The sequence below is a fragment of the Nocardia sp. NPDC055029 genome, assembly GCF_053608525.1.
Map to the genome: position 1 here is coordinate 49,811 of NZ_JBSGVQ010000025.1, position 17,336 is coordinate 67,146.

Below are 17,336 nucleotides of genomic sequence, written 5' to 3' on the forward strand. Positions count from 1 at the left end.
CTAGCGCAGGTGCCTGGTGAGCGTCTCCACGCCGCCGACGGCGTCGAGCCAGGTGAGGAACTCGGTCAGCCCGGTGTCGCGGTCCGTGACCGGCGCATAGCCGAGATCGCGGCGGGCAGCGCCGGTGTCGTAGGTGGCGCTGCGCGTCATCAGGGCGACGGCGTAGCGCGACAGCGGCGGCGACCAGCGCTGCGCCACGGCCGGTATCCGCCATACGGTCTCGATGGCCGCGACCACGGCGCCGAGAACCCGGGGGTTCGGGCGGCGCGACGGCGGCGCATAGCCCAGCCGGGTCGCCACCTCGCCGAGAAAGCCCCACACATCGGTCTTCTCGGCGTCGGCGATGAAATAGGGCTTGCCGCCCGCGGTTTCCGCGGTGACGGCGAGCAGGCACGCGTGCACGATGTTGTCGACGTGGCACAGCGAGGCCTCGACCGCGCGGCCGTACGACAGATCGGGCAGCGAACCCGCCGCGGTCCGGCCGAGCAGCCGCACGATCGGACCCGAACGGTCGCCCGCGCCCCAGATCGCCCGTGGTCGCAGCGCGACCGTGGTGAACCTGTCGGTGTTCGCGGCGAGCACGGCACGTTCGGCGGCGGCCTTGGTCTCGGAGTAGAAGTTCAGATACCGGCGCGGATACGGCAGCGATTCGTCGACGTCGAGCTGATCGCCGCCGTCGCGGTCCATCAGCGCACTGGGACTGGACACGAAGACGAACCGGGTGGCGCCGCTACCGCGGGCCGCGGCGAGCAGCAGCTCGGTGGCCGCCACGTTCTCCGCCCAGAACCGAGCCCTGGTACCGCGCTCGTCGACCCGCGCCGCACTGTGGATCACGACATCCATGCCCTCGACGGCGCGCACCAGCGACGCCGGGTCGGCCAGATCGCCGTGCACGACCGTGACCCGCTCCAGCGCCGAGCCGAGATCGTCGAGAACGCTGGTGGGCCGCACCAGGATCGACACATCGTGCGCGCCGTCGGCGACCAGTGCGCGCACGAGCGCGCCGCCGAGGAATCCGGACGCACCGGTGACCAATACCTTCATCGTCGCGACTCCAGTCGTTTCGCCGCCCAGCGGGCGAGTTCTTCGCGGCCGATCTTGGCGTTGTGCCGGATATCGACGGGGAACCGGGGATGAACGAGGAACTCGCTGATCGGCTCCACGGTCTCGAATTCCACGGCGCGCGTGCGCAATCGGGTCTGCACCGCAGTCGGATCGGCGCCCGGTTCGAGCTCGACACACAGCACCGGCCGTTGCGCACCGCGCGCGCCGACACCGACGAGCGCGGTCCGTGCCACCCCGGGCACCACGTTGAACACCTGCTCGACCTGCACGGTGAACATCGGCCCGTGCGCGGTCTCGAGGCGCTGACTCTTGCGCCCGCAGAACCAGATCCGGCCCTGCTCGTCGATCCAGCCGAGGTCGCCGGTGCGGTGCCAGGTCCGCTCGCCGTCGGCGATCTTGCCCGCCGCGTTCGCCGCCGCGGGCCAGTAGTAGCGGGTACTGACATTCGGGCCCGTCACGACGATCTCACCCACCGCGCGCGGACCGGCGGGACGATCCGCGTCGTCCCAGGTCGCGACCGGGCCGTCGGTGATCGCGAGCAACCGCACCTCGACGCGATCGGCCGGACGGCCGATACACGTCCCGTCACCCTGATGCGCCCGCTCGACCAGACCATCCAGGAGTTCCCTGGATTCGATCGTCGACATCGGCAGGGCCTCGGTCGATCCGTATCCCGCGTAGATCTGGGCGTCGGGGCTCAGCACCTCGCGCAGGCCCGCCACGCACCAGTCCGGCACCGGCGCTCCGCCGGAGAAGACACTGGCCAGCGTGCTCAGCTCGGCAGGCTGCGCGCGCAGATGCGCGAGCAACGGAATGAGCAGGGCGGGGGAGGCGAACAGGGTGCGGACGCCGAACCGGTCGATCGCGTCCACCACATGCGCCGGATCGGTCGACCCGACCTTGCTGGGAATCAACGGCGGGAGCACACACCGCGATCCGAGCAGCAGGTCGAGCACGCCGACCAGCGGCAGGGTGATCAGGGACGTCTCCGGCGGGGTGTTCCCCCTGGCGGCGTGCACCTGCTCGACCATGGCGGCCAGATTGCCGTGCGTGAGCTCCACCGCCTTGGCCGGACCGGTACTGCCGGTGGTGAATCCGATGATCAGCACGTCCTCGGGCGCGGCGGGCGAGCGCTCCGGCAGCGTGCCCGACGGCCTCCGGCCCCACGCGCGCAGGGTCGGACCACGCCAGAACCAGCGCCGTCCGACCGTGAGCGTGGTGCGCACGCCGCGGAAACTCCGCGCGAACAGCACCCGCAGGGCGTGTGCCTGCGGGATCCCGATGAACGCCTCCGCTTCGACCGCGCGCAGACAGTGCACCATCCGGCGCACACCCATCCCCGGGTCGATCACCACCGGCACCGCGCCGATCTTCAACAGCGCGAACAGGATCGCGTACAGCTCCGCACTGGGCAGCACGAGCACGATGGTCCGTGTCCCGCTGCCCACCCCCGATCGGAGGAGCTGCTGGGCGATCGCGTCCGACCACTGGTCGAGTTCACCGTAGGTGATCCGGCGGTAGTCGGGCAGACCGGCGGGTGTCTGCCCGTCGGGGTAGATCACCGCCGCCCGGTCCGGTTCCGCGGCGGCGAAGCGCCGGAAGTCGTCGATGGTCTGCCAGTAGGTCGCCGTCGTCACGCGGCGGTCTCCGCGGGGAGGCGGTAGAGCGCGGCGGCCGCGGTCGGACCGGCGCCCGCCGCGACGAACAGCACGTGGGTGTAGCCGGTCAGCGAGTGCTCGGCGATCGCGCGGTCGTAGGCCAGGGGCAGCGAGGCGGTGTGCGGGTCGCCGTCGGTCAGGTCGGGTGTGCGCACCGCGTCCTGGTCGATGCCGAGGGCGTCGGCCAGTCGCTTCGGGAAATGCGGTGTGGGAGTCGAGGCGATCAATGCCAGGCTCGCGCGATCGGTCCCGGCCTCCTCGATCGCGGCGCGCGCTGCCTTGCTCGCCACGTCCAGGATCCGGTCTTCGAAATCGGCGTCGCGCTCGACGGTCATCAGGCCGCGCCCGGCCGTGCCCATGGTCGCGGTGTCGACGTAGGCCTTCTCGGCGGGACTGCCGGTCGACCTCGCCGAGTGGACCGGCCCGAAGCCTTCCGGACCGTCGACCTGGTCGAGCAGCAGCGCGGCACCCGCGGTGGCATAGGGGAATGCGGCATCGGCCGTGCCACGGGTGAGCGACGGGTGGGTGTCGCCCGCGACGATCAGCACGTGCCCGGTACTCCCGGTCGCCAGCACCGATCCGGCGACCCGGACGGCATCGAGCACGCCGACCGCGCCGTTCATCAGGTCGAAGGAGAACGTCCGCGCGTCGTCGCGGGTGTAGTCGAGCCCGATGCCCGCCGCCTTCTGGATCAGCGCGGAGACAGCCGGTTCCACCGTGTTCGAGTCACGGAAGATCCCGGTATTGATCAGCACGCCCACCTGGTCGGGCCGGATACCGGCCCGCTCCAGGCACTGCCGCGCCGCGCGGCCGCTGTGCTCGACGATGCTGTGGGTGTCGGCAGCCCTGTCGGCGCCGGTGGCTTGGATACGCACGCCCATGACGAACCTCAGACCTTCAGCGAAGAGATGGTGGTGGACAGGAAGCCGGCGACCACGCCCGAAGCGGCGGGCACCATGAGCAATTTCGACCCTGCCTCGATGCTCTGCTCGGACAGCTGGTCGTGCAAGACGATGAAATGCGAAGTGGTCGAGGTATTTCCGTACTTCTCGATCACATTCAGATCCGGCGGCATCGGTGCGCCGAACTCGCGCGCGGCGACGCCGTTCATGAACGGCACGGCCGCGGCCCCGAACTGGTGATGAATGATGTAGTCGAAGTTCTCGTCGGCGAAGCTGCTGCCCCGCTCCTCGAGGAACGTGCCCTGCGCGTCCGGCCACAGCAGGAACCTGGCCTCGTTGTGCATCTTGCGGTTGTCGGTGTAGAGCGCGACGCCCGCCGACTTGTCGCTGGGCATGCCCAGGCACAGATGCGAATGCTCTGCCGCGGTGAACAATTCGACGTAGTGGATCATGTCGGCCTCGTCGACGGCCTGGTCGAGCACGACCGCGCAGCCGGAGTCGCCCACCGACAGCGACGCGAACTGCAGGTCGTACTTCTCGGAGATCTCGTCGACCGCGGTGTCGGCGATCGGGGTGATCGACTCACCGCTGACGACCATGCCGTTGCGCACCACGCCGGCACGGATCATCCGGTCGAGAATGTAGGTGCCGGTGAGCATTCCGGCGCACGCGTTCGACACGTCGAAGGTGATCGCCGCGTCGGCGCCGAGCGCCTGCGCGATCGTCGAGGCGAAGGAGGGCTCCATGTACATCCGGGTGCCCTGGTTGCTGCGGGTGATCGAACAGGAGATGATCACATCCAAGTCGCCTGCGTCGTACCGGGACCGGGACAGGCAATCCTGCGCGGCCTGCATCGCCAGCGCGAACGAATCCTCGATGCTGTCCGGCCGCGTGTCACGCACGCGGCGTTCCTTGATCCCGGTGATCTTCTCGAGGTCGAACGAGGGTGGCACTTTCAGACGGGAAATCAATTCCGCGGTCGAAACGATATTCGACGGAAGATATGCGCCGATCGATTCAAAACGTGAATGCAACACGTGAACTCCTGAACGTCTGTGAGTGCGCCTGGGATCAATTCCGACGGTCGGTGCGACGGAACATTACCGGAGAGTAAGCGTTGTCCAGGAAACGATCTGAGCGGTCCACGGCCGCTCGGCGGTCCCGTAAACACGTATATGTGACTGAAAGTCACATTTTATCGGCAATCTTGAAATCTTAGGCGACATGCACTGGTTATGCGCTGCTTTACGGCGTACGGCTACGTACCGGCTATCGATGCCAAGTGGCATGTTCTGGAGGTCGTGTGCCGGGCGATCGAGGGTTCGGCGTGAGGGACCTCACGTCAGGGCGCTCGGCAGAATATATGGCGCAGACCGCTCAGTTTGTCTCGTGCGCAGAAGTGTCGGCGCGAAATTTGTCGCACGAGGAAAGGTGGTGTCCGCATCGGTGCCGCCGAGTTTCGACCGGTCGGCGCCCCGGCGGTGGGTGTAGCCTCGGCCGCACTGCACGGCGGGCCCGTTCCCGGCTGTCCGGCTACGGGTTCGCGGAACCGATCGGGAAGGAGGCGCCGGATGACTCCGTCGCTGCAACAGGTCATCATTCTCCTCACCGGGATCCAGGCCGCGGGCAAATCGACGGTGGCCCAGCTGCTGGCCGAGCGGTTGCCCCGATCGGTGCATGTGCGCGGTGATCTGTTCCGGCGCATGGTGATCAACGGCCGCGAGGAGATGACGCCGGAACCCTCCGCTCTGGCTCGACACCTCGGAGCAGACGCCGGAGGAGAACCGTCGAGGAGATCCTGGCCCGCGCCTGGGCCGAGGCCGCGGCCGGGTAGCTACCGGAGCGAGCGGAGGCCGGCCAGCCGCGCGAGGCGCCGATGCGAGTCGATCCGTGCTTCGCGGTCGAAAGTGCTGGTGTGCACGAGGATTTCGTCGGCGCCGGTGTGGGTAACCAACTGGCCCAGCGCCGCCGAGACATCGTGCTCGGTGCCGTGGATCTGGTCGCCGAGCGCCTGCTCGAAGAAGCGGCGCTGGCGCTCGGTCATCGTCGCGGCGTCGACCTCCTCGGGAGAGATCAACGCGGGAAACTCGCCGTGGGTACGTGAGTAGGCACTCGACCACGCCTCGGGCAGCAGGAGCCGGTGCGCCTGCTCGGCCGAGTCGGCGATCATGACGGTCGCCGAGACGATGACATACGGCTGTTCGGCCTGCGCCGACGGGCGGAACTCGGCCCGGTAGCGTTCGATCGCCTGCACCATGGCGGCGCGGCTCCCGGCCTGGGCGATGACCAGTGGCAACCCGAACCGCGCTGCCCGCTCCGCGCCGGAACCGGTCGCCAGCAGGAACGCGGGGATCTCGGCGTCCTCCGCGGACCTGGCATGCACGCCGAACCGGCCCGAGCCGAAGTAGTCGAGGAGGTCGGCCAGGTCGGCATCGAAATCCTCGGCGTCCACACGGTCGCGCGCCAGCGCTCTGCGGACACCGTCGGTGAATCCGACCGACCGGCCGAGGCCCATATCGATCCGGCCGGGGAACAGCGAGCCGAGCACGCCGAACTGTTCGGCGACCACCAGCGGCTGGTGGTTGGGCAGCATCACCCCGCCGGTACCGACCCGGATCCGGTTGGTCGCCGCCGCGACCGCCGCCGCCAGCACCGTCGGCGCCGTCCCGGCGACTCCGCGCACGCTGTGATGTTCCGCGACCCAGAAGCGGTGATACCCCCACTTCTCGGCGCGCACCGCGAAATCGACGGTGTCGCGCAGCGCGTCGGCATGGGACTGCCCACGTCGTACACGCGAGCGATCCAGGATCGAGAGGCGGACCGAGTCCGGGAGCGCAGTCATACCCGTTGTCAACGCAGCGGGCCGCGCGGGATTCCACGAACTCGTCACAGCTTCGCAAGATTCGACGGGCGCCAACCCTGGACCAACCTTGGCCATCGATAGTGTCTGGCGAACCCGACAACCTCGAGAACTTTGCAAGGAGCACCATGCCCTACCAAGCCGGGTCCGGACACCGTGATCGCCATCCGCGCGTGCACACGCCGAACCACCGCCACCGCGCGGTCGACACTTCCGAAGACGCCCGCCACGTCCTGCAACTGCTGACCGTGATGCACGGCCCGGTCGTCCTCTACCTGCCGGCCGACTCCGATGGGCACACGCCGATCTGTCTGCGCCGCAGCGACTTCCACGCTGATTCCGACGATGTTCTCGCCGGTCAGACGGCAGGCCCCACCGAGTTCTGGATGGCGGGCCACTTCCACGTCGGCCTCGAGGACATCGACGTCAGCATCGCTGTCCACAGCGCTCCCGGCTCGGACCGCCGCACACCGTCGCTGGAAGCCGCCTGTGGTTTCCGCTTCGCGCTGCGCATCCACGCCGGCGGCGCGGCCGATCTCATCGAGGAGGCCTCCTAGCCGTACGCCGATCGTCGGGGGGTTGTCGGTGGGTGTGGTTAACCTGCCGGAATGGTCGGAGTGGATACGGCGTTGCGGCGATTGACGCGAGAGGCGGGAAAGCTGCTGGCGCCCTACGGCTTTCAGGGTTCAGAGGCCAGGTGGGTGCGCGTGGCACCGGGAGGGGTGGCGTCGGTCGGCCGTAGCCGGACCGTGCGGACGTGGACGGACGGGCAGCAAGTGGTCCGTTTCGGGTTGGAAGTGAGTGCTACGCCGACGAGTTGGTGGGAGTTCTGTGCCTGGCGCGATGGGCAGCTCGGCCGCCCACCCGCGATGCTCGAGGAGGCGACCGGCCCCGGGCTGATCGATGCGCGCGGACTGCAGGCCGAGCTCACCGAATGGTGGTCCCTGCGTGTCGATCCGGCGCAGGAAGGGCAGCACGCCCTGCAGGCCGACGTCGAGCTGATTCGTGCCGAGCTGCCGCGGCGGGTGCACGCGTATGCGCGCCGGGCTCTGCGACTGCTCGAACCCGACTGCTACCTGGACGAGCTGCTGGCCGATCCGGACCCCGGGATCGCCACCAGGGAGGCGATCGTCGTCCTGCTCGCGGACCGCGGACCGGGCGCACAGCTGGAAGATGCGCTCGCGCAGCTGCATCGGGGCATCGAGCAACACGGCGGTGCGGTCCGAGGCGCGAATGCCCTTGCCTACGTGCGAGATCGGGCATCGGTAGCCTGACCGATCGGTTCTCCGGACTGCCGGACTCGCTGCGATGGACAACAACGACCGGTAGCATCGCTGACCGGATCGGAAAATATAGTCCAGCAGTATGTTTCGATGCGATCGCCTGCATTGGGGTCCGGGAAACACCGGTGATCGAGAGGTTCATGGTGGAATCGGTAACGAGTCGGTTGGTAATCGATACGACGGGGGAGGACATCCAGGGCGAGATCACACGTATCCGGGAGCAGGGTCGGGCAGCTCTGGTCGAGCTGCCCGGTGGCGTGGAGGCGTGGTCGATCACCGACGCCGCGCTGCTGGAGAAGCTGCTGACCGATCCGCGGGTGTCCAAGGACGCCAGCCAGCATTGGCCTGCGTTCGTCGCGGGTGAGATCCCCGCCGACTGGCCGCTGTTCCTCTGGGTGGCGGTGGCGAACATGTTCACCGCGTACGGTCCCGACCACCGGCGACTACGCCGCCTGGTGGCGCCCGCGTTCACCGCGCGCCGCACCGAGGCCATGCGCGAGCGGGTCGAGCGGATCACCACCGACCTGCTCGACGAGCTGGCGCGGACGGCGCCGGGCGAGGCTGTCGATCTGCGCGAGCATTTCGCGTATCCGCTGCCGATCCAGGTGATCTCGGAGCTGATGGGCGTCCCCGAGTCGCTCAATCCCGGCCTGCGCACGTGTGTCGACGGCATCTTCGACACCACGCTCACCCCGGAGCAGTCCCAGGCCAATTACATGGAGATGTACCGGATCCTCGGTGAACTGGTGGCCCTGCGCCGCGAGCAGCCCGGTGACGACATGACCAGCCTGCTCGTCGCCCAGCGCGACGACGACGAGGACGGTCAGCTCACCGAGGAAGAACTGATCGGCACCCTGCTGCTGGTCATCTCCGCGGGACACGAGACCACCGTCAACCTCCTCGATCAGGCGATCACCGCGCTGCTCACCCACCCCGATGTGCTCGCCGAGGTCCGCGCGGGTGCGATCACGTGGGCGGATGTGGTCGAGGAGTCGCTGCGGTACGAGTCACCGGTCGCGCACCTGCCGTTGCGGTTCGCGGTGTCCGACATCGAGATCGACGGTGTCCGCATCGCGCAGGGCGAGGCGATCCTGGCGAGCTACGCGGGCGCGGGCCGTGACCCGAAGCGCCACGGCGAGACCGCCGACGAGTTCGATCCCACCAGGGCCGACAAGTCCCACATGGCTTTCGGCTACGGCGCGCACCACTGCCTCGGTGCGCCGCTGGCGCGGCTGGAAGCGCTGGTCTCGCTGCCCGCGCTGTTCGAGCGGTTCCCGCAGATGAGTCTGGCTGTTCCGGTCGATGAGCTGGGCACGGTGCCCAGCTTCATCTCCAACGGTCACCGTCACCTGCCGGTGCGCATGCACGGCGAGTAGCCGCCGAGCGGTCCCTGCTCGGTGTGAGCAGGGACCGTACAATGCTCACCGCATCGACAGCGGGGGCGTCTTCGGGAACTGGACCGGCAGTCCTGCCAGTGCCCGGTGGAAAGGCCCCGGCCGCCACACCAATTCGTGCTCCGGCACCGCCAGCTCGAGTTCTGGCAGTGCGTCGAGCAGCTGATCGATCGCCTCCTGCGCGATCAGGTACGCGGGGGACTTGGCGGGGCAGCCGTGCGGGCCGGTGCTCCACGCCAGGTGTGCCCGGTTGTCCAGGAAGTCACCGGTGCCGATCGCCGGATCGTTGTTGCACGCGGCCATGCTGATGACGACCGGCTGATGGGCGGGCAGCCACACGTCGTCGACGAGGATCGGCTGGCGCGGGTAGGTGGTGCAGAAGTTGGCCATCGGCGGATCGGTGTAGAGCACCTCGTCGAGCGCGTCGCGGGTGGACAGGCTGCCACCGAGCAGGCTGCCCGCGAATCGCTGGTCGGTGAGCATCAGCCGGATGGTGTTGAGGACCAGATTGAGCATCGGCTCGATTCCCGCGCCGTACATGGTCAGCAGCTGGTTCATCAGCTCTTCGTCGTTGAGCTGCTGCGGATGCTGGACCAGCCGGGTGGTGATGTCGTCGCCCGGCGCGGTCTGCTTGAGCCGGACCAGGTCGTAGAGGGCGTCCTCGAGCATCTGCGCGCCCTGGACCGCGGTGTCGCCGCCCTCGAACATCTGCGCCATCCCGGTGGCGACCCGCCCGCCGATCTCCTCGGGCACACCGAGCATGGCGTTGATCGTCGCGAAGATGACGGGAAAGGCATACTGGCTCAGCAGATCAGCGCTGCCGTCGGTGCAGAACGCGTTGATCACCGGCATCGCGATCTGCTCCACCGTGCGGTGCAGCCGGTACAGATCCACACCGGCCAGACCGGCGACGGTCACCTGGCGGTACCGGACATGCTCGGTGCCGCTGGTCCGAATGGCGTTGGGGCGGTAGCACATCATCGGCAGCACGGGGCAGTCCGCGGGAATGTCGCGCTGCCACATCCGCGGATCGGCGGGGAAGTGGTCGGGATCGTTGAGGATCTGCACCGCCGTGCGGTAGCCGATCACCAGGGTGGCGGGGACGCCGGGCACCAGGTCGACCGGAACCAGCGAGCCGTAGCGATCCCGCATGGTGCGATAGGCGCTCTGCGGGTCGGCCGCGAATTCCTCCGAGTACAGCGGTACCCGGTCCTGGCCGCCGCGCGAATCCGGCGACACCGGGTCTCTGGTGGGATCGGGGTAGAGCGATGCTTCGCGTTGCACAGCGTGTTGTCCTCTCGGTGGAACAAGATCGTCGGCGGAACCCCCCGCGGAATTCAGAACGGTGATCGCTCACCGCGTCTCGGCGCCGTCCCCAGTTCCCGCCCCACCCGCGCCGCCAGCTCGTTCATCCGGTGGGCGACCAGGGCGAGGTCGACCTCGCTGCTCGTCGCGACACCGAGCTGGGTGCCCGCGCCCGCGGCGGTGATCAGGATCATGCCGTCGTCGTATTCGGTCATGCTCTGGCGTACCGGGTTTCCTGGGCCGCCGCAGAACTCGCCGAGCGCCTTACCCAGCGACCGCAGACCCGACGCGGCGGCCGCGAACCGCTCGGCCTCGTCGCGGGTGATCCCGGGGGAGTGCGCGACGCGTAACCCGTCGTCGGACAGCAGGACCGAGAAGCGGACGCCGTCGAGTTCGAGATCGTCGAGTAACCACGCCAGGCGGTTGGTGCTGTCTGCGATCGGCATGCTCATCGGTTGTTCTGACCTTCCGTCGATTGCTCGGCCGCGGCGCGGCCGTGTCGGGAACCGCTGTGCCAGGCGGCAACCAGTTCGGGCCTGCCCGGCGTCTCGGCGGTGTTCGCGCGGTCGTCGAGCGGGGCGACCGCGCGACGCCTGCGCTTGGGAAGTCCGCCGGTGGTTCTGGCGTAGTCGTCGGCCTCCGGTTCGGGACCCTGCACGGCGGGCACCACGGCAGGCGGCCGGTGCTTCCCGGTGGTCACGGAGTCGTCCGTCGCGATGGAAACCGGTTTGCGCGCAGCGGGTTCAGGGGTGTCGAAGTCGATCCGGCGCGCGTCGGCGGCACTGACCAGCAGGGCCGCGGGGATGAAGACCATGGCCCTGGTGCCGCCGTAGATATTGGGTCCGTCGACATAGGCGGCGAAGCCGTAGCGGCGGGCGAGCGCGGCGACGCCGGGAAACCCGACCCTGGGGGAAGGGCCGAGCGAGTTGATGTCGACGGTGCGCTCGCCCGACAGCACCTGCCGGGCTTCCTCCATCTGTTCCTGGCTCATCCGCACGCCCGCGTCGTCGATGATCAGGGTGACGCCGTGGTGGCCCTCCTGGAAGGAGATGTCGACGAACGACGACGGCGGCGAATAGCGCAGCGCGTTGTCGAGCAGCGTCGCCACGGTGTGCACCAGCGGCTCGACCGCCCGGCTGACGATGACCTGATCGCAGTTGCCCGCCCGGATCCGCAGGTAGTCGCGCACCCGGCTGGTGGCGCCGCCGACCACCTCGGTGACGGTCTGCTGCGGCCAGCGCCTGCCGGGCAAGCCACCGGAGACGATGACGTAGGACTGCGCCTGCCGGATCATCTGCTGCACGGTGTGGTCGATGCGGCTCAGGGTCGCGTAGACCTCGTCGTTGCGGTTCTCCCGCAACGCATTACTGACCACCTGCCCGACGTCGGCGCCGAGACTGACCACCGTGGTGCCGAACGCGCGCACGGCACTGTTGGTCGCCGCGCGCGCGTCGGCGGCGACCTGGGCTCGCGCCCCGGCCTCCGCCGTCTCGACCTGCGCCGCGGTCCGCTCCTCGGCGAGTCGCTCGACGGCGATCCCGGTCTCGTGTTGCACTTGGCGCAGGTCATCGGCGTGCGCGACCGCGATCCTGGCCAGCTTCTGCGCGAAGGACGAATCCTGCAACAGGGCAGGGACTTCGGCCGTGACCACCGGCTCGCTGTGCTGGCGGACGGCGTCGGTGATCCTCGGCAAGGTCAGCTCGACGAGCCGCGTCATCGACTCCTCGTGGGCATAGAGCTCACGCTCCGCCACGTCCAGGCGAGTGCGGACCCGGCGCTCGTTGCGCAGCGCGAGAACCGCTACCGTCACCGCTCCCAGCAACACCAGAGTTGCGATACCGAACAAGAACACCGCGAGTGTCGGAGTCATCGGTTCCTTTGTCGTCACCGACCGAAGAGCCCAGGTGGCCGGAACCCCGCCGGGCGGTCCGGCGAGCCGCGTCGCCGACGTTCGCTATTCGAAGTGGTTGTACCGCTGCACCATTCGATACGAACAAGGGTGAGTCGGGTCCTGCCCGATCTCGCTTACCCCTGCGCTTCCGGCGATCCCGCACACCCTAGCAGTGCTTTGTTCCGCTCTCGAAATATGTTGGTGGGACCGAGTATTCACATGACCGGCCAGAGGGGAAGTCGCAGCGCAGCGGGGGCGGCGGCGGGCACGACGGGATGCCGGGGCGCGACCGGTGCGATGCGCCGGTAGGTTTCGCCGATCGGCGGCCGCGGGTCGGCCTCACCGTTGTTGGGCCACAGCGAGGCAGCGCGTTCGGCTTGCGCGGCGATCGTGAGCGAGGGATTGACACCGAGATTCGCCGAGATGGCCGACCCGTCGACGATGCTGAGGGTGGGATAGCCGTGCACCCGGTGGAACGGATCGATGACGCCGGCCTGCGCATCCGTCCCGATCACGCACCCGCCGATGAAGTGCGCGGTGACGGGGACGTTGAACACGTCGGGCCAGGTGCTGCCCGGTGTGGCGCCGAGCTTCTCCGCGACGCGGCGGGTGGCCTCGTGGCCTGCCGGAATCCAGGACGGGTTCGGTTCACCGTAGCCCTGCTTGCTGGTGAAGCGCCGGCCGAACAGACCGCGACGGGTGTAGGTGGTGATCGAGTTGTCCAGGCTCTGCATCACCAGCAGGATCAGTGTCCGCTCGCTCCAGCGGCCGGTGCGCAGCAGCCGCGGCGTCAGCATCGGGTGCCGCAGCGCGGTGAGCAGCACGCGGGCCCACCGTGGCAGCCGGTGGCCGCCGTCGACGAGGTAGGTCTGCAGCAATCCCATCGCGTTGGAGCCCTTGCCGTAGCGCACCGGCTCGATATGCGTGTCCGCGGTGGGATGGAACGACGAGGTGATCGCCACGCCCGCGGTGAGGTCGCGCTCCGGATCGACAGTGGTGCGCCCTGCGCCGAGGATGGCCTCGGAATTCGTGCGGGTCAGCACGCCCAGCCGGTCCGACAGGCCGGGCAGCACCGCGGTGTCGCGCATGCGGAACAACAGATTCTGGGTGCCCCAGGTGCCCGCGGCCAGAACCACCTGCCGCGCCGAGATGGTGGCGCGGCGCTTGCGCAACCAGGCGCCGGTCCGTTGCGTGTCGACCACCCAGCTGCCGTCCGGTTGCGGCCGGATCGCGGTGACCGTTGTCATCGGAAGGACCTGCGCGCCCGCGCTTTCCGCCAAGCCGAGGTAGTTCTTGACGAGGGTGTTCTTCGCGCCGTGGCGGCATCCCGTCATGCATTCCCCGCACTCGATGCAGCCGGCGCGATCAGGCCCGACACCACCGAAATAGGGATCGGCGACGGTCCGTCCCGGCTCGCCGAAGTAGACGCCGACCGGTGTCGGCACGAAGGTCTCGCCGACGCCCATCTCCTCGGCCACCGACCGGATGACGCTATCGGCCGGTGTCAGATGGGGATTGGTGACGACACCGAGCATCCGCCGGGCCTGGTCGTAGTGCGGGGTGAGCTCGGCCTCCCAGTCGGTGATATCGGCCCATTGCTTGTCGCCGAAGAACGCCGATCCCGGTTTGTAGAGGGTGTTGGCGTAATTGAGTGAGCCACCGCCGACTCCCGCTCCGGCCAGAATGAAACAGTCGCGCAGGCGGTGGATACGCTGGATTCCGAAACAGCCGAGCCGGGGCGCCCACAGATACCGGCGCATATCCCAGTTCGTCATGGCGAAATCGGCGTCCGCGAACCGGCGGCCCGCTTCGACGACACCGACCCGGTAGCCCTTTTCCACCAGGCGCAGTGCGGTGACGCTGCCGCCGAACCCGGAGCCGACGATCAGTACATCGACATCGAGCCGGTGATCAGGATCGTCGGCGATCTGTTCCAACACCGTCCAGACACTAGGGCCGAAGCCCGCGCCGGATCGGATGGTCACCGGGAGTAGGCGGAATTCACCATGAGCGCCGAGTGTGGGCTGTCACGGGCAACAGTTCCGCCGTCCTCGGCTGCGCAGTCCCGGTCCGCGAGGCGGCCGATTCTCCTATTGTGGGAAGCGCTTCGCGAGTCGATGCCATCGCGATGACCTCGCGCATGATGGGCACCTGGCTGGCCGCCGAGATCGCCGCACGCGACAGCGCGGTGATCGACGCGGGTTGAGTCGACGAATGGCGTTGTGCCGCAGAGAAGTATCAGGCCGCGCGCATCGCCCGGTAGACGGCCGAACCGACGAAGGCGCCGAGTGTGTCGGGGTCCCACTCGGACTCGTCGGCGAGCAGTGTCCGCACCGCGCCTTCACCCGCCGAGACCCACAGCTCGACGAGGGCGGGCAGTTTGCGCTCGGCATCCTCGACACCCCAGGCGTGCAGCGTCGGCCGTAGCAGTTCGGTGCAGCGGGCGACGGCCAGGCTGCGGCCACGCCCGAAGAAACCGGCGACCGCGGGGTCGGGGTTGCCGTAGAGCAGCCGCCACGCGGACGGTCTGCTCGCCGCCTTGTGCAGCAGCGCGCGGTAGCCTTCGGCGAACACCGACTCGTCGGCGTCGGTCGTCCGCGGCGGCAGCACATCCAGCACGCCGGAGATCAGGAAGGCCTCCTCGCGCTCGATCAACGCGTCGATCAGCTGGACCCGATCGGGGAAGCAGGAATAGACGACGGGCCTGGTCACCGCCATGTGCTCGGCGACCGCGCCCATGGTCACCGCGGCGATGCCTTCCTCGGCCGCGATGGCCAGCGCGGCGTCGAGGACCTGCGGGCGTCTGCGCTCCGGACCCAGATGCGCCGCCCGTTCTCGCCGCCGCACGGCCGAATCGCTACCCATCCGTCCACGATAGCAACTACGAACCTCTTTCTACGTCAATGTAGAAAAATGCTACTTTGATGAATGAATCCGTCCGGCGTCGCTGGACGCACGCACGAGGAGCCGACGATGTCCCAGCTGTTCAACCCGAAGAACTGCGATTTCGCCCAGTTCGACCCCGAGACCCGCAGGCTGCTGCGCGCGGTCGTCGACTGGTTCGAGGCCAGGGGCAAGACCCGGCTGCTCCAGGACGACAAGGAGCAGGTCTGGCCCGCGGACTTCCTGGACTTCGTGAAGCGGGAGCGCCTGTTCGCGACGTTCCTCACCCCGGCGGCCGAGGCCGACGGCGATCCGAACAAGCGCTGGGACACCGGCCGCAACGCGATGCTCAGCCAGATCTTCGGCTTCTACGGCATGACCTACTGGTACGTCTGGCAGGTCACCATCCTCGGTCTCGGCCCGATCTGGCAGAGCGGCAACGCCGCGGCCAAGAAGAAGGCGGCCGCGCAGCTCGATTCCGGCGAGATCTTCGCCTTCGGGCTCTCGGAGAAGGAGCACGGCGCCGACGTGTACTCCACCGACATGATCGTCGACCCGCAGCCCGACGGCGGGTACTCGGCCACCGGCGGCAAGCACTACATCGGCAACGGCAACCTGGCCTCGATGGTGTCGGTGTTCGGCCGCCGCTCCGACAAGCCGATCATCGACAGCGCGAAGGCGCTGACCGGCAAGCCGACCGAAGCGGATTACGAGGGGTATCTGTTCTTCGTCGCCGACAGCCAGCACCCGGCCTACAAGCTGCACCGCAATGTGGTCAACAGCCAGATCTATGTCGCGGCCTTCGAACTGGACAACTATCCGGTCGCCGAGGCCGACATTCTGCATCGCGGTGAGGACGCGTTCCACGCGGCGATGAACACCGTCAACGTCGGCAAGTTCAACCTCGGCTTCGGTGCCATCGGCGCCTGTGAGCACTCCTTCTACGAGGCGATCGACCACGCCGAGAACCGGATTCTCTTCGGGCACAAGGTGACCGAGTTCCCACAGGTCCGCTCGCTGATCGCCGACTCCTACGCGCGCATCGTGGCGATGAAGCTCTACAGCGAGCGCGCGATCGACTACATGCGCTCGGCCTCGCCGCAGGATCGCCGCTACCTGCTGTTCAACGCCATCGAGAAGATGTCGGTGACCCGGCAGGGGCAGCGCGTCATCGAGGATCTCGCCGACGTCATCGCCGCGCGCGGCTTCGAGAACGACATGTACTTCCCGGTCGCGATGACAGCCATGTTCGGCCTGCCACGACTCGAGGGCACCGTGCATGTGAACATGGCGCTGTCGCTGAAGTTCATGGCCAACTACATGTTCCACCCGGCCGACGCGGGACTGGCCGCGCTGCAGTCGATTCCCGGTGCCGCGGTGGCGCCCACCGGTGCCGCGCGGGCAGTCACCGGCGCGCTGAGCTGGTCGAGCCGCAAGCTGGCACCGCGACTCGGGTCGGTCGTGAAGCCGCTGGGCGCCGAATTCGCCAGCGCCACTTACGCTCCGGTGCCGACGCGGCGCGACACCGCCGACGACGAGTTCCTGTTCCGGCAGGGTCCGAGCAGCGGTCTCGGGCGGATTCGGTTCGCGGACTGGCGACCGGTGTTCGAGGATTTCCGTGACGTGCCGAACGTGGCCGTGTTCCTCGAGCAGGTGCTCGCCCTGCAGGGCCTGCTGGCCGCGGCGGCGCCGACGGCCGAACAGCAGAAGGACGTCGACTTCCTCTTCGCGCTCGGCGAGCTGTTCACCGCGGTGCCCTATGCCCAGCTGATCCTGGAGCAGGCGCGCATCGACGGTACCCACTCCGACGTGCTCGACCAGATCTTCGACGTGTTCGTGCGCACTTTCTCCGCGAACGCGGTGACCCTGCACAACAAGGCGACCGCCACACCCGCGCAGCAGCGCAGGGCGCTCGATCTCATCCGCCGTCCCGTGGTCGACGAGCGGCGTTTCGCTCGGGTGCTCGACGAAGCGCGGTCGCTGGCCGGGGTCTACGAGATGAACTCCTAGGCGTCAGAAGCTCGGCAGCGAACGCGAATTATGTTGCTGTGCAACATTATTGATAGTGTTCGCGGTGGTGGTGTGGCCAGCAGAT

At 68.3% G+C, this 17,336-nt stretch carries 14 protein-coding genes; 4 read left to right on the forward strand and 10 right to left on the reverse strand.

Annotation, left to right across the window (positions count from 1 at the left end; all coding sequences use genetic code 11):
* From ACWF9G_RS21345 to ACWF9G_RS21365, 5 genes are all read right to left on the reverse strand, one after another.
* Positions 1–1,044 (reverse strand): NAD-dependent epimerase/dehydratase family protein, encoded by a 1,044-nt coding sequence (locus ACWF9G_RS21345; RefSeq protein ID WP_452517293.1) that lies wholly within the window; start codon positions 1,042–1,044, stop codon positions 1–3.
* Entirely contained in the window at positions 1,041–2,702 is a 1,662-nt protein-coding gene (locus ACWF9G_RS21350; RefSeq protein ID WP_452517295.1) for a fatty acid CoA ligase family protein, read from the reverse strand. The genes ACWF9G_RS21345 and ACWF9G_RS21350 overlap by 4 nt, the downstream gene beginning before the upstream one ends.
* Positions 2,699–3,604 (reverse strand): hypothetical protein, encoded by a 906-nt coding sequence (locus ACWF9G_RS21355; protein WP_452517297.1) that lies wholly within the window; start codon positions 3,602–3,604, stop codon positions 2,699–2,701. The genes ACWF9G_RS21350 and ACWF9G_RS21355 overlap by 4 nt, the downstream gene beginning before the upstream one ends.
* Before the next feature lie 8 nt (positions 3,605–3,612).
* Positions 3,613–4,662 (reverse strand): 3-oxoacyl-ACP synthase III family protein, encoded by a 1,050-nt coding sequence (locus ACWF9G_RS21360; RefSeq protein ID WP_452517298.1) that lies wholly within the window; start codon positions 4,660–4,662, stop codon positions 3,613–3,615.
* A gap of 797 nt (positions 4,663–5,459) precedes the next feature.
* Entirely contained in the window at positions 5,460–6,467 is a 1,008-nt protein-coding gene (locus ACWF9G_RS21365; protein ID WP_452517300.1) for an LLM class flavin-dependent oxidoreductase, read from the reverse strand.
* 146 nt (positions 6,468–6,613) lie between these two features.
* Here ACWF9G_RS21365 and ACWF9G_RS21370 point away from each other — a divergent pair, with 146 nt between their 5' ends.
* The 3 genes from ACWF9G_RS21370 to ACWF9G_RS21380 all read left to right on the forward strand — a co-directional run bounded on the left by ACWF9G_RS21370 (position 6,614) and on the right by ACWF9G_RS21380 (position 9,144).
* Positions 6,614–7,042, forward strand: a complete 429-nt coding sequence (locus ACWF9G_RS21370) for a DUF779 domain-containing protein (RefSeq protein WP_452517301.1) — start codon at positions 6,614–6,616, stop codon at positions 7,040–7,042.
* Between the two features lie 240 nt (positions 7,043–7,282).
* Positions 7,283–7,759, forward strand: a complete 477-nt coding sequence (locus tag ACWF9G_RS21375; RefSeq protein WP_452517302.1) for a hypothetical protein — start codon at positions 7,283–7,285, stop codon at positions 7,757–7,759.
* Positions 7,760–7,908: 149 nt separating this feature from the next.
* Positions 7,909–9,144: a cytochrome P450 family protein gene (locus ACWF9G_RS21380; RefSeq protein ID WP_379304128.1), complete on the forward strand. Its 1,236-nt coding sequence runs from the start codon at positions 7,909–7,911 to the stop codon at positions 9,142–9,144.
* Positions 9,145–9,189: 45 nt separating this feature from the next.
* Here the strand turns inward: ACWF9G_RS21380 and ACWF9G_RS21385 are convergent, their stop codons facing one another.
* The 5 genes from ACWF9G_RS21385 to ACWF9G_RS21405 form a co-directional block, all read right to left on the reverse strand.
* Entirely contained in the window at positions 9,190–10,401 is a 1,212-nt protein-coding gene (locus ACWF9G_RS21385; protein ID WP_379304223.1) for a cytochrome P450, read from the reverse strand.
* 98 nt (positions 10,402–10,499) lie between these two features.
* Positions 10,500–10,919 carry a roadblock/LC7 domain-containing protein gene (locus ACWF9G_RS21390; RefSeq protein ID WP_379304126.1) on the reverse strand — a complete coding sequence of 140 codons (420 nt, stop codon included), beginning with the start codon at positions 10,917–10,919 and terminating at the stop codon, positions 10,500–10,502.
* Positions 10,916–12,337, reverse strand: coding sequence for an ATP-binding protein (locus ACWF9G_RS21395; protein ID WP_452517304.1), 1,422 nt, complete (start codon positions 12,335–12,337; stop codon positions 10,916–10,918). Before ACWF9G_RS21395 ends, ACWF9G_RS21390 begins: the two co-directional genes overlap by 4 nt.
* 236 nt (positions 12,338–12,573) lie before the next feature.
* Entirely contained in the window at positions 12,574–14,298 is a 1,725-nt protein-coding gene (locus ACWF9G_RS21400; RefSeq protein ID WP_452517306.1) for an FAD-dependent oxidoreductase, read from the reverse strand.
* Positions 14,299–14,596: 298 nt separating this feature from the next.
* Entirely contained in the window at positions 14,597–15,223 is a 627-nt protein-coding gene (locus ACWF9G_RS21405) for a TetR/AcrR family transcriptional regulator (RefSeq protein ID WP_452517308.1), read from the reverse strand.
* A 108-nt stretch (positions 15,224–15,331) separates the two neighbouring features.
* On the opposite strand from ACWF9G_RS21405, the gene ACWF9G_RS21410 reads away from it, so the two are divergent.
* The gene (locus ACWF9G_RS21410) at positions 15,332–17,251 is read left to right on the forward strand and encodes an acyl-CoA dehydrogenase family protein (protein WP_379304118.1); all 1,920 of its coding nucleotides are present in this window, start codon (positions 15,332–15,334) and stop codon (positions 17,249–17,251) included.
* Positions 17,252–17,336: the final 85 nt, after the last annotated feature.